The organism is Thermosynechococcus sp. PKX95, assembly GCF_031583295.1.
Lineage (GTDB): Bacteria > Cyanobacteriota > Cyanobacteriia > Thermosynechococcales > Thermosynechococcaceae > Thermosynechococcus.
In genome coordinates this window covers 620,117-636,884 of the sequence record NZ_CP134171.1, presented here as the reverse complement: position 1 = coordinate 636,884, position 16,768 = coordinate 620,117, and the positions used below count along the sequence as shown (strand labels likewise).

Annotated in this window: 13 protein-coding genes, 1 tRNA gene and 1 pseudogene; 11 read left to right on the top strand and 4 right to left on the bottom strand. The window is 55.4% G+C overall.

Features of this window, described 5'->3' with window-relative positions:
- Positions 1 to 27: 27 nt before the first annotated feature.
- From RHH81_RS02880 to RHH81_RS02865, 4 genes are read left to right on the top strand one after another with little or no spacing between them, the layout of a single operon-like run.
- The gene (locus RHH81_RS02880; RefSeq protein ID WP_206200992.1) at positions 28 to 2,319 is read left to right on the top strand and encodes a nitric-oxide reductase large subunit; all 2,292 of its coding nucleotides are present in this window, start codon (positions 28 to 30) and stop codon (positions 2,317 to 2,319) included.
- A 34-nt stretch (positions 2,320 to 2,353) separates the two neighbouring features.
- On the top strand, positions 2,354 to 3,070 hold the full coding sequence (ric, locus tag RHH81_RS02875) for an iron-sulfur cluster repair di-iron protein (RefSeq protein WP_310438007.1): 717 nt from the start codon (positions 2,354 to 2,356) through the stop codon (positions 3,068 to 3,070).
- A complete protein-coding gene (locus RHH81_RS02870) occupies positions 3,070 to 3,516 on the top strand; it encodes a CopD family protein (protein ID WP_206200990.1) in 447 nt (148 codons plus the stop codon). Before ric ends, RHH81_RS02870 begins: the two co-directional genes overlap by 1 nt.
- 14 nt (positions 3,517 to 3,530) lie before the next feature.
- The gene (locus RHH81_RS02865) at positions 3,531 to 4,364 is read left to right on the top strand and encodes a YwiC-like family protein (RefSeq protein ID WP_310743355.1); all 834 of its coding nucleotides are present in this window, start codon (positions 3,531 to 3,533) and stop codon (positions 4,362 to 4,364) included.
- Between the two features lie 118 nt (positions 4,365 to 4,482).
- Here RHH81_RS02865 and RHH81_RS02860 read toward each other — a convergent pair whose 3' ends face one another.
- The 3 genes from RHH81_RS02860 to RHH81_RS02850 form a co-directional block, all read right to left on the bottom strand.
- On the bottom strand, positions 4,483 to 5,295 hold the full coding sequence (locus tag RHH81_RS02860; RefSeq protein WP_310445728.1) for an ABC transporter ATP-binding protein: 813 nt from the start codon (positions 5,293 to 5,295) through the stop codon (positions 4,483 to 4,485).
- Entirely contained in the window at positions 5,285 to 6,535 is a 1,251-nt protein-coding gene (locus RHH81_RS02855) for a branched-chain amino acid ABC transporter permease (protein WP_310743354.1), read from the bottom strand. Before RHH81_RS02855 ends, RHH81_RS02860 begins: the two co-directional genes overlap by 11 nt.
- Positions 6,536 to 6,632: 97 nt before the next feature.
- A complete protein-coding gene (locus tag RHH81_RS02850) occupies positions 6,633 to 7,964 on the bottom strand; it encodes a PrsW family glutamic-type intramembrane protease (protein ID WP_310743353.1) in 1,332 nt (443 codons plus the stop codon).
- Positions 7,965 to 8,139: 175 nt separating this feature from the next.
- Between RHH81_RS02850 and RHH81_RS02845 the strand changes: the two genes are divergently transcribed.
- The 7 genes and pseudogenes from RHH81_RS02845 to RHH81_RS12985 all read left to right on the top strand — a co-directional run bounded on the left by RHH81_RS02845 (position 8,140) and on the right by RHH81_RS12985 (position 15,650).
- A tRNA-Ala gene (locus RHH81_RS02845) sits at positions 8,140 to 8,212 on the top strand.
- Positions 8,213 to 8,388: 176 nt separating this feature from the next.
- Positions 8,389 to 8,574, top strand: a pseudogene (locus RHH81_RS12990) (N-6 DNA methylase); the annotation flags it as partial.
- A gap of 57 nt (positions 8,575 to 8,631) precedes the next feature.
- Positions 8,632 to 10,956: a DEAD/DEAH box helicase family protein gene (locus tag RHH81_RS02835; protein ID WP_310743351.1), complete on the top strand. Its 2,325-nt coding sequence runs from the start codon at positions 8,632 to 8,634 to the stop codon at positions 10,954 to 10,956.
- Positions 10,940 to 12,592: an N-6 DNA methylase gene (locus tag RHH81_RS02830; protein WP_310743350.1), complete on the top strand. Its 1,653-nt coding sequence runs from the start codon at positions 10,940 to 10,942 to the stop codon at positions 12,590 to 12,592. The genes RHH81_RS02835 and RHH81_RS02830 overlap by 17 nt, the downstream gene beginning before the upstream one ends.
- Before the next feature lie 438 nt (positions 12,593 to 13,030).
- The gene (locus RHH81_RS02825) at positions 13,031 to 14,743 is read left to right on the top strand and encodes a restriction endonuclease subunit S (protein WP_310743349.1); all 1,713 of its coding nucleotides are present in this window, start codon (positions 13,031 to 13,033) and stop codon (positions 14,741 to 14,743) included.
- A gap of 14 nt (positions 14,744 to 14,757) precedes the next feature.
- Complete coding sequence (locus RHH81_RS02820; protein ID WP_310743348.1) at positions 14,758 to 15,324, top strand: winged helix-turn-helix domain-containing protein; 567 nt, start codon at positions 14,758 to 14,760, stop codon at positions 15,322 to 15,324.
- A gap of 89 nt (positions 15,325 to 15,413) precedes the next feature.
- The gene (locus RHH81_RS12985) at positions 15,414 to 15,650 is read left to right on the top strand and encodes a DUF3644 domain-containing protein (protein ID WP_310743347.1); all 237 of its coding nucleotides are present in this window, start codon (positions 15,414 to 15,416) and stop codon (positions 15,648 to 15,650) included.
- Between the two features lie 188 nt (positions 15,651 to 15,838).
- Here RHH81_RS12985 and RHH81_RS02815 read toward each other — a convergent pair whose 3' ends face one another.
- A complete protein-coding gene (locus RHH81_RS02815) occupies positions 15,839 to 16,768 on the bottom strand; it encodes an RluA family pseudouridine synthase (RefSeq protein WP_310743346.1) in 930 nt (309 codons plus the stop codon).

Genomic DNA, 16,768 nt, shown 5'->3' with positions numbered 1-16,768 from the left:
CTCAATAGCTGCCGAGAGGAAGTGTCTATGGCAAACGTCCCCTTCAATATTACTCAAGCAGCTCACCTAGAGCGAGGGTGGCACTTGCGGCTACCCGCTTGGTTAGTGCTAGTCTGTGTCATTACCTTTAGTGTGCTGCTGACAGCAGGCGCCGTTATTTACCGGCATGCCCCGCCAATACCGACAACGATTGTCTCGCCCCAACAGGAGGTGCTTTTTAGCCGTGAGAACATACAGCGAGGTCAAGAACTGTATCTGGCACGGGGCGGCCAGCACATTGGCAGCATCTGGGGTCATGGCAGTTATCTGGCTCCAGACTGGACAGCGGATGTGCTGCACCGCTGGGGTCTAGCCACCGCTGGAATTCTCTACCGCGGCGATGCGAGCTTTAGCCAAGCAGATTGGGAGGCACTCTCTGCCTCTGAGCGGGCTCAACTACAGGTGCAAGTCCAAGAGCAATTTAAGCCCAACCGTTACAATCCTGAAACAGGAGTGCTGACGCTCACCCGTGCTCAAGCCCAAGGACTGCGCCACGTCTTTGAGCAGTACAAAACACTGCTATCCCAAGGTGCAGCGGCGCACTCTATTCCGCGCAACTGGTTTACTGATCCCGCGCAAATCCGCGATGTGACTGCTTTTTTTGCCTGGACCGCTTGGGCAGCAGTCGCCACTCGTCCTTTGGCGCCCTTTTCCTACACGGCGAATTTTCCCCATGATCCACTGGTGGGCAACCAACCCCCAGGGCAGTTTGTCATTTGGTCGATTGTCTCAGTCGTTGTGTTAATTGCTGCGATCGCCGGCTTTCTCGTTGTCTATCTGCTCCAAGGGGAGGATGCGGTTCAAGCGGTAACAGAGCGCCCCGCCATCCGCCTTGCCACCCCCAGCCAAAAAGTGACTACCCTTTTCTTTGGGGTGGCCATGGGTCTGTTTCTCCTGCAGATCCTCATGGGCATGGTCACTGCCCACTATGCCGTGGAAGGGGATGGATTTTATGGTGTGCCAATTCAGCAGTATCTCCCCTACGCTGCCTCACGGACATGGCACCTGCAACTGGCGGTCTTTTGGATTGCCACCTGTTGGCTGGCGGCCGGTCTATACTTTGGTCCTCGCTTTGCGCGCCATGAACCGAAGTTTCAGGCTTGGGGAAACATGGGGCTTCTGATTGCCCTCACCGTAGTGGTTCTTGGTTCCCTTGGGGGAGCTTGGGCAGCCGTTCAGGGCTATCTGGGTGCCCAGAGTTTTTGGTTGGGCCATCAGGGCTATGAGTATGTGGAGCTAGGGCGACTTTGGCAACTCTTGCTGATTGGTGGCATGGTATTTTGGTTATGGTTGATGTTTCGGGCGCTGCGACCTGCCCTTCAGGCAGAAGGGAGCAAGACAGGCCTCAACCACTTTTTCCTTTACAGCGCCATTACCATTCCCCTCTTTTATGGGGCAGGGCTGATGTACACCAACCATACCCCTCTCAGTGTGGCTGAGTATTGGCGCTGGTGGGTGGTTCATCTGTGGGTAGAGGGCTTCTTTGAGGTCTTTGCCACGGTGGCGATCGCCTACTTGTGCAGTGAACTGGGATTCCTAAGGCGCTCCGCAGCTCTGCGGGCCACTTACTTGACCACCATTCTCTACCTCGGCAGTGGTGTCATTGGCACACTCCATCACCTCTATTTTGCGGGTACACCGGTTCTGATCACTGCTTTGGGCGCTGTGGCCTCAGCGTTGGAAGTGGTTCCCTTGACCCTGATTGGGTTTGAGGTTCTGAAGTCGCTGCAGCTTTCCCAAGAAGCCCAAGGGTTCTATCGGCTACCCCTGCGATTTTTCATTGCTACCTGCTTTTGGAATTTGCTGGGGGCAGGGGTTTTTGGTTTTCTAATCAATCCACCGATAGTTCTCTACTATTCCCAAGGACTGAATACGACGCCAATTCATGCCCATGCCGCCCTCTACGGCGTATACGGCTCGCTGGCGATCGCCTTAATGCTCTTTGTTCTGCGGGAAATCACCCCGGAAACTGCTTGGGATGAAAAGACCTTCAACTGGGCATTTTGGTGGCTCAACGGTGGCTTGGTGGGCATGCTGGTGCTCGGTCTGATTCCCAATGGCTTCTATCAGCTGGTGCAATCCATTAACCACGGTACTTGGTATGCCCGCAGTGGAGCCGTCATTCACTCCCCCTGGATGGAATGGACCGTCTGGCTGCGGATTCCTGGGGATGTCATCTTTGCCGTTGGTGCCGGACTGCTCATCTATGGCGTAGGACGCGCCCTCTGGGGGATTTGGCGGCAGCCCAGTGTTGCGGTCTCCCTCGACCTTACCCGCTAGATTCTCTCTCCACCTTGCATTTGGAGGCCTGACCATGACATCTTTACAACTGACGGATACGGTGGGTGCCCTTGTGCGGGATTACCCTTCCTTAGCGGCCTTGTTTGAGACGGCAGAGATTGATTACTGCTGTGGTGGTCGGCAAACCCTTGCTGAAGCCTGTGCCCAGCGGGGCATCGATGCCCAAACCTTCCTTAAGGAGCTAGAAGCTGCCATAGAAACTGCTCCTGAGCCGGCGATCGCTGACCTTTCACTGACCGCCCTCGTTGACCACATTGAAACAGTGCACCATGCCTACTTGCAGCGGGAACTCCCCCGTCTCGAGGCGCAGGCGGAGAAGGTGGCGGCCGTTCACGGCTCGCGGGATGCCCGTCTCCAGCAACTGCACGCAACCGTCGTGGCCTTGGCCGCAGAGCTAAAAACCCACCTCCAAAAAGAGGAGCAAGTTCTGTTCCCCAGGCTGCGGCAGTTGGAGAAAAACTATGATCAGGCAGTCGATGTCTTGATCCCAGCTGCGATTGATTGTATGCAACGGGAGCATACAGAGACAGGCGTAGCCCTCACCCAGTTGCGGCGCCTGAGCGATGGTTTTACGCCGCCTGAGTGGGCCTGCAATACGTACCGCGTGCTTTTGGCAGGGCTGTTGAGCCTTGAGAAGGACTTGCACCAACATATCCACAAGGAAAACAATCTCCTGTTTCCCAAGGCGATCGCCCTCCTTGAAGCCAAGCGTCTAGCCTGTGCGTCGTGATGTTATTCAAACTCCTGGTGATTCTCCATACCCTCGGCGCAACTGTATGGGTGGGCGGGCACCTTATTCTTGCCCTAACCGTTCTGCCCAAGGCCCTCAGGCAGCAGGATGCAACGCCCATCCAGCAGTTTGAGCAGCCTTTTGAAAGGTTGGGTCTGGGGGCATTATTGCTGCAGCTGCTGACGGGTATTGCCCTAACCCTCATTTATTTTCCCGGCGGGGTGGGATTTTGGCCACCGCAGTCTGTGGTCTCCCAATATGTTCTCGTGAAGTTGGGACTGTTGCTGGCAACCCTTGCCCTCGCTGTACAGGCTCGGTGGTTCATTTTGCCCAAGCTGACAGCAGAAACACTGCCCCGGCTGGGGTTTCACATTATGGGGGTCACAGTTCTGGCTGTTCTGTTGACTATTTTTGGTGTTGGTATTCGTCTAGGGGGATTGGTTTAGTGGAGGATGCAATCATGACCATTTCAGAGCCATCAGCGGTTACGGAAACTGCATCAGCAGCAAGGAGGGGAACACCTTGGTACGTGCCCACCTTCTCCCCAGAACATGGGGTTTATGTGATGTTGATTGTGGCGTTTCTCACGGGGGCAGCAGCAGCGCAGCACTGGAGTTGGAGAACCACGCTGGCTCTGGTGACTGCCTTTAGTGCCTTTCAGGCGGAGCATCCCTTAACACTACAAATCAAGCAGCGGCGAAGTTGGAAACCCCGTTGCCTGATGTGGGGAGGCGTCTACAGTGCCCTTGCCCTTGGCCTTGCTTTTTATCTTTACCTTGAGGTGCCACGGTTACTTTGGATTTACCTAGGGGCGATCGCCATTTTTGCGATTGATAGTATTGCCGTAGTTTATCGTCAACGCAAAGCCATCTGGAACGAGTTACTCACCTTTGCAGGGGTCTGCTTGGTGGCTCCCCTAACGGAGATGGCCACCACTGAAGAGGTCTCTTTCCTGTCTGTTGGATTATGGCTGTTGAATACCCTTTTCTTTGGCAGTGCGATTTTTGCTGTGAAGCTGCGTAAGCACAAAACCGCCTTTTGGCTCCCTGGTTTGATTTATCACAGTGTTGCCGCTCTCCTCATTGGTCTTTTGTGGTGGCTAGGGTGGTTGCCCCCCTTGGCAGCGGCGGCCTTTGCCATTGCACTGCTCAAGTTTGGCCTCATTGTTTGGCAAGCCAACTGGTACAGAAACACAGCCATAAAAAACGTTGCCTTGCTGGAAACAGGCTCAGCATTTTTATTTCTCAGCCTGATCCTTGCGGCGCTGTTGCCTGCCCATTTGCCTCGACCTTAGCTTTTTTAGCGGTTTTGGCCCAATGCGCCGCCCTTCAGGAGGGGGAGGATTCAAAGCTGTGGAGAGCCTCAGGGGTGCCAACGATCCCCAAGGCTGTAGCCCCTAATGGGAGTAGGAACTACTGTCCGAGGTAAGCGGTCAGAACCTCAGGATTGGTTTGAATCTCAGTGGGGGAACCATCAGCCAGATTTTTCCCCTCTGCTAAGACCCAGATGTGCTGACACAGGGACATGACCACGTCCATATTGTGTTCAATAATCAAAAATGTCACGCCCTGTTGGTTCCACCGCACAATGTGCTCACAAATTTGATGGATCAAGGTGGGGTTAACACCTGCTGCTGGCTCATCGAGGAGCACCATGCGGGGATGGTGCATCATCACCCGTGCCATTTCTAAAAGTTTGCGTTGCCCTCCCGACAAGGCGCCAGCGTAGTCATGGGCCTTAGCGGTTAACCCCACAGACTCCAAAATCTCCCACGCCCGTTGCCGCAGCTTTTGTTCCTCTTGACGAATGCGCAGCGGTTGTAGCCAACTATTCCAGAATTTCTCCCCTGTTTGCAGCGGCGCAGCCAAGAGCATATTTTCGAGAACCGAGAGGCGCGAGAGCACACGGGGCACTTGGAATGTTCGCAGGAGTCCTTGGAGAGCAACTTGGTGGGCGGGCAAATGGCTAATTGGGACGCCGTCAAAGATCACGCGGCCTTGATCGGGGATGAGGAAGTTGCACAACAGGTTGAATAGGGTGGTTTTGCCCGCACCATTGGGGCCAATGAGACCGGTGATGCTGCCGCGGGCAACCCGAATTTCCACATGATCGACAGCGCGAATACCACCAAAACTTTTGCACAGCCCCGTGGCCACTAGGAGATCCGAAGGCAAGACTTGACTGACACCGCTAGAGACGGGCGCAAGAGAAGATTCATCGACCAAGGCTGAGTTCCTCCTTTTTGCCCAAAATACCTTGGGGTCGCCACATCATCAAGATAATGAGGACAAGGCCAATGAGCATCATCCGCAAGGCCTCTAGGCGACCGCCATCAAGGGGAATAAAGCGGGTCAGGGCAGTGTAGGCCCAAAAGAGGGCAGCGCCGAGGAGGGTACCCATGTTATTGCCTGCGCCCCCCAAAACCACAATGGTCCACGCCTGAAATGTAATCAGGGATACAAAGCCGTCGGGGTTAATAAAGGTCAGCTGCCACGCATAAAACGACCCGGCCACCGCCGCGATCGCCCCCCCCAGAAGGAAGGATTGCATTTTGTAGGCAAAGACATTTTTACCCAAGGCCTTGGCCACTTCTTCATCCTCACGGATGGCTTTGAGCACCCGTCCCCAAGGAGAACGGATCAAACGCTCCAACTGCCACACCACCAAAGCAAGCACCAATACCAGCAGCCACAACAACCCAGCGCGGTAGCTAAAGGCCCACAGACCAAGGGTCAGGGCTTTGACCACCAGACCCACCAAAGCAGCGGCCAAGGTATTCAGGGCAATGGGAACCACGGCTCGTTTTTCTGGATGGCAATCATAGCTCACAAGGGCGATCGCCCCACCCAGCGTCACCAGTGTCAACCCAAGAGGAAAAATGGCCATTCCCCGGCCTAAGCTTAAGGGGAGTAACGTGGCCCAAAGGCTGAGGGTACCGGCAATGAATAAAGCTGCATAGCTAGGCAGTAACCAGCGGGGGTGCGATCGCCCATACTGCCGCTGTAGCCATTGCCACCACTGCCCTGCAGCCACCCCCACCACAGCCCAAAAAAGAGCAATCATCCCCAGTTTGGTCGGCAGATTGGGATTGAACTGAGCAAGGGGCAGCGGAAACCCATACACCCCCCGACCGCCTCGGGTTAGCCAATCCTCATTGAGGGCAATCAAGCGGACAATTTCTGCCATGCCGATCGTCACAATTGCGAGGTAATCTTCCCGCAGCCGCAGCGTCGCAATCCCCATTAAAAAGCCCAGTCCCATCGCCAGCACCACGCCAGCAAGGACAGCAAAGAACATGGGGACGCCAGCAATCCCCAACAAAATCGTGGTGTAGGAACCAATAGCCAAAAAACCAACATGGCCAAAGTTAATTAGCCCCGTATAGCCCCAGTGCAAATTCAGCCCCAAGCTAAAAAGGGCAAAGGTGGCAGTAAAGATACCAAGGGAAATGAGATAGCCAACCATTTAGATCATCGAAGTTAAGGGCGAGACAGTTGCGCTGCGCTGTTGCGATCGCGCCAGTGGATGAAGGAATCAAAATGAATATATTTTATACACCTGCCTAGCGATAACCATAGAAGCGGGTGGCAAAGTTTTGCGATCGCGTCGGGGACAGTTGACGCGCTTTCAAAATCGCGGCGGTGAGAAATACATAGGCCAAAATCCCCACCACTGCCAAACCCATCGGACCAAAACGGGCGGCAGCCGTATTCCAAAGGGCATGCAGAAAGGCCGCTAGACCTAGGCCAACCATTAAAATCAAGGGCGCTCGATGGGGGCGCAATACACTCAATCCCACACAATAGCCCAAGTAGCCCGTGTAGGCCATGTGCCCCGTTAGGGATCCCAAGACCCGAGGAATCAGTACTTGCAGACCAGCTAAATTACCAAATTGACCGGCAATACTAGGGACATACTGCCCAAGGGTTTCTATCCAAGTAAAACCCAGACCGGCAGCCGCTCCCAAGAGAATGCCATCGAGGGGTTCCCATACGCCCACCTTTTGTTTCCACGGACTCGGCAGCCATCGCCCTAAGCCATAGGCCACAACAATGGGTAACGCCTTGAGGAGTTCTTCCATTAAGCCGGCACCAATGAAGTTGCGGCTGAATAACACCCAAAATGAAGGATGGGGCGGATGCAGTTGGCCGGGTAAAATGGTGCGAAAGAGATAGATCATGGCTGGCAAAATTGGGCTTTGCAGAATCAACATTTCCAGCGTTAATGTGCCCAGTAGAACCCATGCGGGTTTGCGCTTGCCACAGAGTTGATAGATAAAGTAATAGGCAGCACTGCCCAAATAGAGCGCCAAGATGACCTTGAAGGCATCGGGGGAGCCAGCCGTGGCGAAAAGGAGGATAACCGCAACAACCGTAACAATCCCCGGTACCAGATAGGCTTTGCGTACCCAGTCGGGATGAATGGCAAAAATAGGCAGGAGTTGGGTAAGGGTGAGGGGTTGATCGGGCTGGGTACTCACGACTTCGGTGAGGGGAAGATATTCTAGGACAAATTCAGGCCCTTGGCGCCCCAATTGAATGCGATCGCCCGCATTGAGCACAGTTAATGTTTGCACTCGCTGTTGATTGACATAGGTGCCATTGACACTGCCGAGGTCAGCGATCGCCCACACAGGAATACTGCCACGCTTTTGACAGGTGAGTTGGGCATGGTGGCGGGAAACAGAAGTATAGATGTGAGCGTCAAGGACAATGTGGCAGGTAGCGGGGTCACGACCAATAATGGTCACATCCTCTTGGGAGAGCCAAAACTGCCCCATTTCAGGGGAAACTTGCCGCAGCACACCCGCATACTTCAGCGTTGGATGGAGGGGGGAGCGATCGCGATTCATTGGTACCCGTATCAACTGCAAGGGGGACGATGAGACTCCCAAAGTCCGACCTGCTCAGCACTCACACCCACTATACACTGGGTACTTGATACTTCCTTTGAGCGAAAGGGCGATCGCGAGGGGAAACCATGGTTGTCCATCCTAGGCAGAGGGTTACTTTGGGGGCAGGAGTTGACAAAGGGCAGCATTTTGCGCAATGATAAAGTTCTGCTGATGCGGGGCTATAGCTCAGTTGGTAGAGCACTTCAATGGCATTGAAGGGGTCAGCGGTTCGAATCCGCTTAGCTCCAGTGGAAACGCAAACCATGCTTTTTGTTAGACCGAGGGGTGCAGTCAGTATAGGCTGTCACTTCAAATTAGCACTGCAATGAACCATGGCACCCGCGATCGCATCCACCCGAAACAAGGAGCGCTTAATCCTCCCTTCCAGACCGACCCACAGGCCGAACCGTTGCCCATGGGTCGAGATTCAGGTTTGACCAATCCGCCCTTCGGCGTAGACTGGAAGAAGCAGCAGAAGGAGATCAAGCGCGAGCACGAAAAACAGGGCTTCAGCGCTGGGCTGCCACGCGTCAACGATGGCTCGCTGCCCTTTCTCCAGCACATGATCGCCAAGTTCGAGCCGGTGCAACCGGGAACGCACAGGCACGGCTAGCAGGTGGACAAGCTATTGCGGGATGCACACAATTTTTTGCCGGGGAGGAACATAATGAAGCCCATCAACGAGGACGAAGCTGAACTCCTCATCGAGGAGCACCTGCGCGAGCGGGGATGGAATCTTACCGACTTTACAGTAACTCGCAAACGCTGGCGTGAGCATCTGAACGGGGAAGAGGCAGATCGCATCTTCTTCCACGAGGAGCATCTTGCGGCGATCCTAGAGGCGAAAAAGCCCGGCAAAGACCTGTGGGCTGCGCTGGAGCAGGCCAAGCGGTACGCACGAACCTACAAGGAAAACACCGGGCACAACGTACCGCTGATCTTTGCGAGCGATGGCCAAATCTTCCTCCGTCAGAACCTCAAGGCGAACACCCTACCTGAGCGAATCACCCGCTTTCCAACTCCAGCCGAGTTTGGCGAGTTCTTCCGCCCCCAGGCGGTCGAACTTCACGGCACTCTGCGTGACTATCAGCGCATGGCAGTCTCCCAAGTATTGGCGGCGGTTCAGGCGGGTCGGCACCGCATGTATCTTCAAATGGCCACAGGTACGGGCAAGACCATCACGGCAGCCGGCATCATTGCCAAGCTTTGGTCTGTGGGGCTCATCCGGAGGACGTTGTTTTTGGTGGACCGCGATGCGCTGGCGGTTCAAACCGTCAAGAAATTCAAAACGCATCTGGGCGATAACTTCAACATTGAACGAGCGACAGGCGGCAAAGAAGATAAGCACCGCGATGTCCTCGTGACGACCATCCAGCACATGGCCGTGCGAAACAGGTACCAAGAATACGACACAAGCCACTTTAGCTTGGTTATCTTGGATGAGTGTCATAGGTCCTACTTCGGCGAGTGGTATGGCGTGCTCGACCATTTCGCAAAGGGCGGAGCCATTCTGTTGGGACTGACTGCCACCCCCGCCGACAAGGAAACCGTCAACACCGACCGCTTCTTTACCGACCCCGGCCAGTATCCTGGCCCTATCTACCGCTACACGATCCGCCAGGCTGAGACCAACCCCGAGGTGCCAGAGTGGGAGCGCTTGGCTCAGTGCATTCACTTCAAATTCCACACCAACGTGGATCTAGAGGGTGTGCATGACATGGGTTTTGACTTCGAGCCCGAACAGTTGGGTCGTGCCGTGGATGTGCCCCAGCGCAGCCGCCTCATTGCCGAGAAGTACTTTGAAGACATCCTCGGCACCCGGCAGCCGGTCAAGACGATGGTCTTTGCAGCGTCCATCGCTCACGCCAAGAACTTGCGCTACGCCCTCATCGAAGAGTACAACCGTCGTAACAACCTACCGCCCAACGATGCGGCCGCCGAGAAGTTCATCGTCGCGGTCCACAACGAAATGCCGGGGGCAAGAGAACTGATCGAGGAGTTTCAGAAAATCACACCCCCCGAGGAGCGCAAAGCCATCATCGAGCAGGCCCACAAAGACCCCAACATGGCCCCCCGGCCCATCGTACTCGTGGGCGTTGGCATGCTGGATACCGGCATAGACGCCCCGGATGTGGAAGTGTTGCTCATGGCGCGCCCTACGAAATCCAAGGTGCTCTACGTTCAGATGAAGGGCCGAGGCACGCGCAAATGCCGGGATACGGGCAAGGAGTTTTACAAGCTGGTGGACTTCGTGGACATCACCCGCCTTGAGCCGGTCGTCACCAACGACACGCCGGGCATCGTGGATGAGCCCCTCGAGCAGGAAGAAGAGAGCCTTATCCAGCGCGAACGGGGAGAAAGAAACGGGAAGGAACCTTCTGAAAAGGATCCCCGCGCCGAGCAGCAGATGGTCATTGCGGATGTGCCCGTCCATCTGGTTTTCTCCGAGACCATCTCGCCAGCCGTCTTGGAAGAGCTGAGGCGCCAGGTCGAGGCCCAGCTCAAGGGTGGCATGGAACGCGAGGGCCTCAAACACCGCTTCGTGCAGACGCTCCTGTGCTGGCGCTATTTCAAAGGCGCAGCGCCACCAGACCACTCCTTCCTCGCCACCATGGGCTTCGACCTCTCTGCCCTTCGGGATCTCTACGGCGAACCCGAGGCTACCTTGGAGGATTTCATAGCGGTAGCGATGGGCGAGGCGGACTTCGAGACGCTCCGGCGTCGCCGCGAATTCGAGAAATGGGCGCTTGGCAAGAATCTCAACGCTGCCCAGCGGGAGATGGTCCTCATGGTTTTGGACTTCAAACGGGCAAATCCAGAAATCACACCGGAGCAGATTCTCAGAAGCCATCTGCTCGAACAGGCCGGCGGACTTCCCGCCATCAGGAAGCTTTTCGGTGGCTTGGATAAGCTTATCGCGCTGGCGGATGAAGCCCTTTCCATAGAAACCGGAACACCTATCGAGGAGGAAAACGATGGCAACCGTACCTGACTTCAACCAGTTTGGCGAGGAGCTTTGGGAAATCGCCAACGTATTTCGGGACGATGCCCTCCACGCCACGGAGAGACTGGAAACCTTCAGCCTGTTTCTTTTCCTCAAGCTGTGGGACGAGATGGCCTTGGAGCAGGAAGAAGCCCTTGGCCGCCCGCTCAAGGACGAAGAGCTGGCCATCCCGAGCAAATACCGCTTCCACAAGTGGGTAGGCGACCCAGATGGCTATGCCAAACAGAACGACTACGAAGACAGCGTGGATTTTTGCCGGCGTATGTTCGACGATCTTGCCACCCGCAAGGTTGTGGACCAGTATGGCAGGGACATCACCTTTGATGTCCGGCGGCTCTTCGGCGGAACCGTGTTTCGGTTGCGCTATACCACCACCATCCGGACGCTTGTCTCCAAACTCAACGAGCTGAACCTGCGCGAGATCATGCTGCGCGGTGTAGGCGAGTCAGGAGAACGGTTCGATATCTTCGGCCGCGCCTACGAGTACCTGCTCCAGCAGTTCGGGCAAAACAAAGAGTTCGCCGAGTACTTCACACCCCGCCACATTGTGGACCGCATGGTTCAGATCATCGACCCCGAGATCGGGGAAGTGATCTACGACCCTGCCTGCGGCACTGGTGGCTTCATCGTGCGGGCTTTTGAGTGGGTCAAAAGCAAAATCCACCGCAAAAACATTCCCGCTACCGAAAAGGAACGGCTGCTGCGCGCCTTGAAGGAAAAGCACCTCATCGGCGTGGAGCACGTCCCGCTCGTCTTCAAGCTCGCCCTCATGAACATGATCCTGCACAAAGACGGCTCGAGCCAGCTTCAGAACGACGACAGCCTTTCCAACAAGGCGCAGGATGTGCACAAGAACAAGTACGACGTGATCCTCGCCAATCCCCCGTTTGGTCCAACTAAGCAGGAGCGGCTGGCGCAGTTCGAATATCACATCAAGCTCTACGAGGCGCTCTTTATCCAGCACATGATGAATGCCCTGCGCCCCGGTGGGCGCGCCGCTGTGGTGCTCAAGGAAGGCTTGCTGTTTGACTCCAAGAAGATGCTGCGCAACATCTGCCGCAAGCTTGTGGAGCAGTTCGAGGTCCTGGCGGTCATCAGCCTGCCCAACGGCGTCTTCAACCCTTACAGCGGAGCCAAGACCAGCATCGTGGTCTTCCGCAAGCCCCTTGGCAAGGACCACGTGCGCACGTCCAAGGTGTGGTTCTACCGGGTGGAAAGCGACGGGCGTGACCTCGGCGCCACCCGCCGCCCGCTACCCGATTTCGTCGAAACCGACGGCGACCTTGAGGACATGGTCTCACTCTGGCCCTACACCTGGCGGCACGAAAAAGAGGGTGGCGTGCGGGCCATTCTCAAAGCCGATGATCTCAAGCAGTTCGAAAGTGAAAAATCGTGGTGGGCAACGGTAGACCAGATTCGCGCCACCGACTACAACCTGACCGCCGGCCGCCACTGCCCGCACCAGGCCGGGGCCGTCGAGCACGAAAAGCCGGAGGTGCTCATCAATCGCCTGCTGGAGCTGGAGGAGGAAATCACCAAGGATCTGCGCCAGCTTCTGGCGATGGTGTCGGGAAGTAATTTTGCCGAAGCATCACAAACACAACTCAATGGAGGTGAAGCATGAGCATCCAGATTGTGAGCTGGACGTTTGAAGGACCATTCGCTTTAAGCGAAACATGGCGCCTGCAAGACCGCTCAGGGGTCTACGCGATCCTAGATAAACAAGCAGATGGGTATTACATCGTTGACGTAGGCGAGTCGGCACAGGTTAAAACACGAGTTGAGAACCATGATCGCAAGGATTGCTGGCAGATCTGTCGCAGGGGCACACTGCATGTGGCAGTCCTGTACACGCCGAATAAGCAACAACCCGAGCGCTCTGCGATTGAACAGGAAATCCGACGCCAATACAATCCACCCTGTGGTCAACGATGACAGTTTACAGCGCGTCACCCGGTACCAGGCTGCTCTGTGAGGACGGCGAAGCCAGATACCTCAAGCCAGCAGAAACACGGCAATTTCTTGACGTTGCCAACAACGTGCTCGGATGGGAGGGCGGACGATGACTGAAAAGCGCAACAGATCGGCTTGGCCTATGCGACGATTGAGAGAAGTTGCGGAGGTCGTTAAAGGCAAGAAGCCGGTTAGATTTGTCACTAAGCGTTCTGGGACGGCGGTGCCGTATCTTGAGGCCTCATTTCTGCGCACTCAAACCGAGTCCCAGCTTATCGCGCTCAGTGACACGGATGCCCTGATTCTCGCCAATGAGGCTGACACGCTAATCCTTTGGGATGGGGCAAACGCGGGCGAAATATTCCGCGGGCAATTTGGGGTTGTTGCTTCGACGATGGCACGAGTGCGACCTGTAGATAGACGACTCCTTTCTGATTTTCTCTTTTATTGGCTCGCCGTGAATTCTTCAAGGCTACGAGAGACTGCAGCAGGGTCCACTGTTCCCCATGTGCGCGCTAAGGTAGTTGATGAGCTCCAAGTTCCCCTTCCTCCTCTCCCCGTCCAGGAGCGGATCGTGGAGATTCTGCAGAAGGCGGACGAGATCCGTCAGAAGCGCAAGCAGGCGCTAGAGTTGGTGGACAAAATCCTGCCGGCGCTGTTCATGGAGATGTTCGGCGATCCCGCAACGAATCCGAAGGGGTGGCCAATGATGCAATTACGCGAAGTCCTCGAAAGTTGGGATAGCGGAGTCTGGGGAGAGCGTGCTTCCAATAAAACTGAAGGAGTTTATGTACTAAGATCAACAAACATGCCTCTAGACGGACGAATAGATTTTAGCGACGTCGCCTTGATTAAGGTGGATGCATCCAAGATCGCACGGTTCTCTTTGCATGATGGAGACATTCTTCTGAATCGGTCTAGCGGTAGCCTCGAACACATCGGCAAAGTATCGCTTTTTAGGCAGCCCAAGTATTTAGATGGACCGTTCCTTTTTTCTAACTTCGTCCATAGGCTAAGAGCAAAGAAGGGTGTCGTAACCTCAGAATATCTTTTCCATTATCTACGCTCCGACTTTGCTCGTATTAACCTGCAGCAGCTTCATGCCACTTCGTCCGGCCTCCGCAATCTTCAGATGAGCGACTACCTGTCTCAGCCTGTACTCGTTCCTCCCATCGCACTTCAGGAATATTTTTCTAATATTGTGGCCGCGGCTGAAACAACACGGAGCTATTGCGAGACGGCCGTACACGATCACGAATGCCTTTTTTCTTCGCTCCTCTCCCGCGCCTTCACCGGCGCACTCACCGCGGAATGGGAGGCGGCCAATGCGGAGTGGATTGCAGCGCAACAGGCGTTTTATGAACGCCTCCCGCAGCTCCTGATCCTAGCCCTCATCGCCGAAAGAGCCAAACGCGCACGCCGCGCGGCTGAGGTGCTGGTGACGGCGCTGATGAAATACGTCTTCCTAGTTCAGATGGAGGGAAATGCCAGCCGCAGGCGACTCTACCACTTCGTTCCCTACCACTACGGCCCCTTCACCAAGGAACTGTACGCGGATCTCGAAAGGTTGGAACAGGACAACCTTATTGTGGTTGACAGGGAAAGCGCAGAAGAAAAGACCCGAATCCGTCTCGCCGATCCCGCCAAAGCCGAGCAGATGCTTGCCGAGCTTCCCGACGACTTCAAAGAGGACATCGCCGCCGTTATCGAAACCTACGGCGATCTCGAACACAACGCCTTGCTTGAAACCATTTACGCGAAGTATCCGGCTTATGCCCAGAAAAGCCGCCTGCGCCGTCGCAAGTCGAGCAAATCCCAATAAAAAGGGAGCTAGCTGTGACGGGCAACGAAGTGCATACGGCTTTTAAGATCCTCCTTGAGGAGATCGAGCAGGTAGCGAACGCGCTTAACGAAGAAGCTGCTCAGGCCTGTAAAGCAGGCAATTACGATACGGCTCGCCGCGCCATAGAAGAAGCGACCCGTCTGGCGGAATTCCGCGAGAAGGTCAAGGCGCTGCAAAAAGAATGGGATTCTCTTCTGACCAAGAGACCACAGCGCCCGAAAATAGTAGGCCGCGCGGTCAAAAACCACCTGCGGGGTCTTCGCACACCAGAGGACGCTTTTCGCCGGCCCATTCTGGAAGCGCTCGTAGAGCTTGGTGGAAAAGCACCCGTGGGCGAGGTCTTGGATCTCGTCGAAAAGAAAATAGGCGCCAAGCTTACGAAATACGACCTTGAACCGATCCCTTCGGATCCCAAATCCATTCGCTGGCGGGATACGGCTCGATGGTGCCGCAAAGATCTCGTCACTGAAGGATTGATGAAGGCAGACTCGCCCCGCGGAATATGGGAGATATCAGAATCTGGGCGGAGGGCATTGCAGGATGAAAGATCAAAGTCGTGAACTGCTCGATCGCGCCATTGCGGCCATGGTGGCCGCCATTTTACAACAAGCCCGACTTCCCCTACCGTACCGAATCGTTCGCAATCCTAGTGCTCAATAGCTGCGAGCTTCTCCTCAAAGCCAAATGGCTGGCGATGAATGGCAACCGTCTTAGCAGCCTCTATGTGCGGGGAGGTAAAGGCAGCAAACGCCCCCGCTACAAGCGCACGCGATCGGGGAATCCTCTCGCGCACAGCCTCGACTACCTTGCCAAGAAGCTGACTGAAGTGAGCTGCGTCACCATCCACTGCTGGCTGAAGGGAAGCGTCAGAAAAGGGAGAGTTTAGTTGCAGGACAGTATAGACACCAGAAAGACTTCATCGCCCCAATGCTGTTTTGCGGATACTTGAATGCGTTAGGGTTTGGGAGTTGGTTGAGTCAATACTGTTTGCCGGCGTTAGGGATCGTTGTTGATGATGGATAATGCACCAATTCATCCGAAAAGGGCGATTCAGGAAGCGGTCAAAGCGGCGGGTCACAAGGTGTTATTCTGGCCCAATATCCGCAGTAGTTTTTCTAAATGCTCTGGCAGAGGGGCGATCGCCACGATCTCTTGGCCAGTACGGGGGTGCTGCAACGCTAAGCGATAGGCATGGAGCGCTTGGCCGGGCAGTTTTACTTTTAGCGGTGCACCGCGGCCATAGACAGGATCCCCCAACAGCGGCCAACCCAAGTGGGCGGCATGAACGCGGATTTGATGGGTGCGACCGGTTTCAAGGCGAAACTCCACAAGGGCACAGTGGCGGAAGCGCTCCTGCACGTACCAGTGGGTAATTGCTGTGCGGCCTTTTTCTGGAGGCACCACCGCCATCTTTTTGCGATCCACCGGGTGACGACCAATGGGCGTAATTACCGTTCCACTGTCCTGCGGGGGCTGGCCATAGACGACACCAAGGTAATGGCGCTGCATTTGCCGTGCTTTCAATTGCTGTTGCAGATGGTGTAGGGCAAACTCCGTTTTGGCAACAACCATCACCCCAGAGGTGTCTTTGTCTAGGCGATGCACAATCCCCGGTCGCTGGACACCGCCAATGCCTGTCAACTCAGGGCAATGGGCTAACAGACCATGAACCAAGGTGCCGTGGTGATGACCGGGCGCAGGATGCACCACTAGATCCACGGGTTTATTGAGAATCAGTAACTCATCATCCTCATAGAGAATACTCAGGGGTAGGGGTTCAGGGATTAAATCCAACGGCTCTGGTTCAGGGAGCACCACCTGCAGTACCTCACCACCACTGAGGGGCTGATTTTTGCGATCGCACACTTGGCCATTAATCCGCACATAGCCCTGTTGGATCAGCTGCTGCCAGCGCGATCGCGAGAGTTCAGGATGCCGCTGTGCAAGAAACGTATCGAGGCGATCGCCCCCCTGTTCTACCTTGAAGGTCAGCGATGTCGTCAT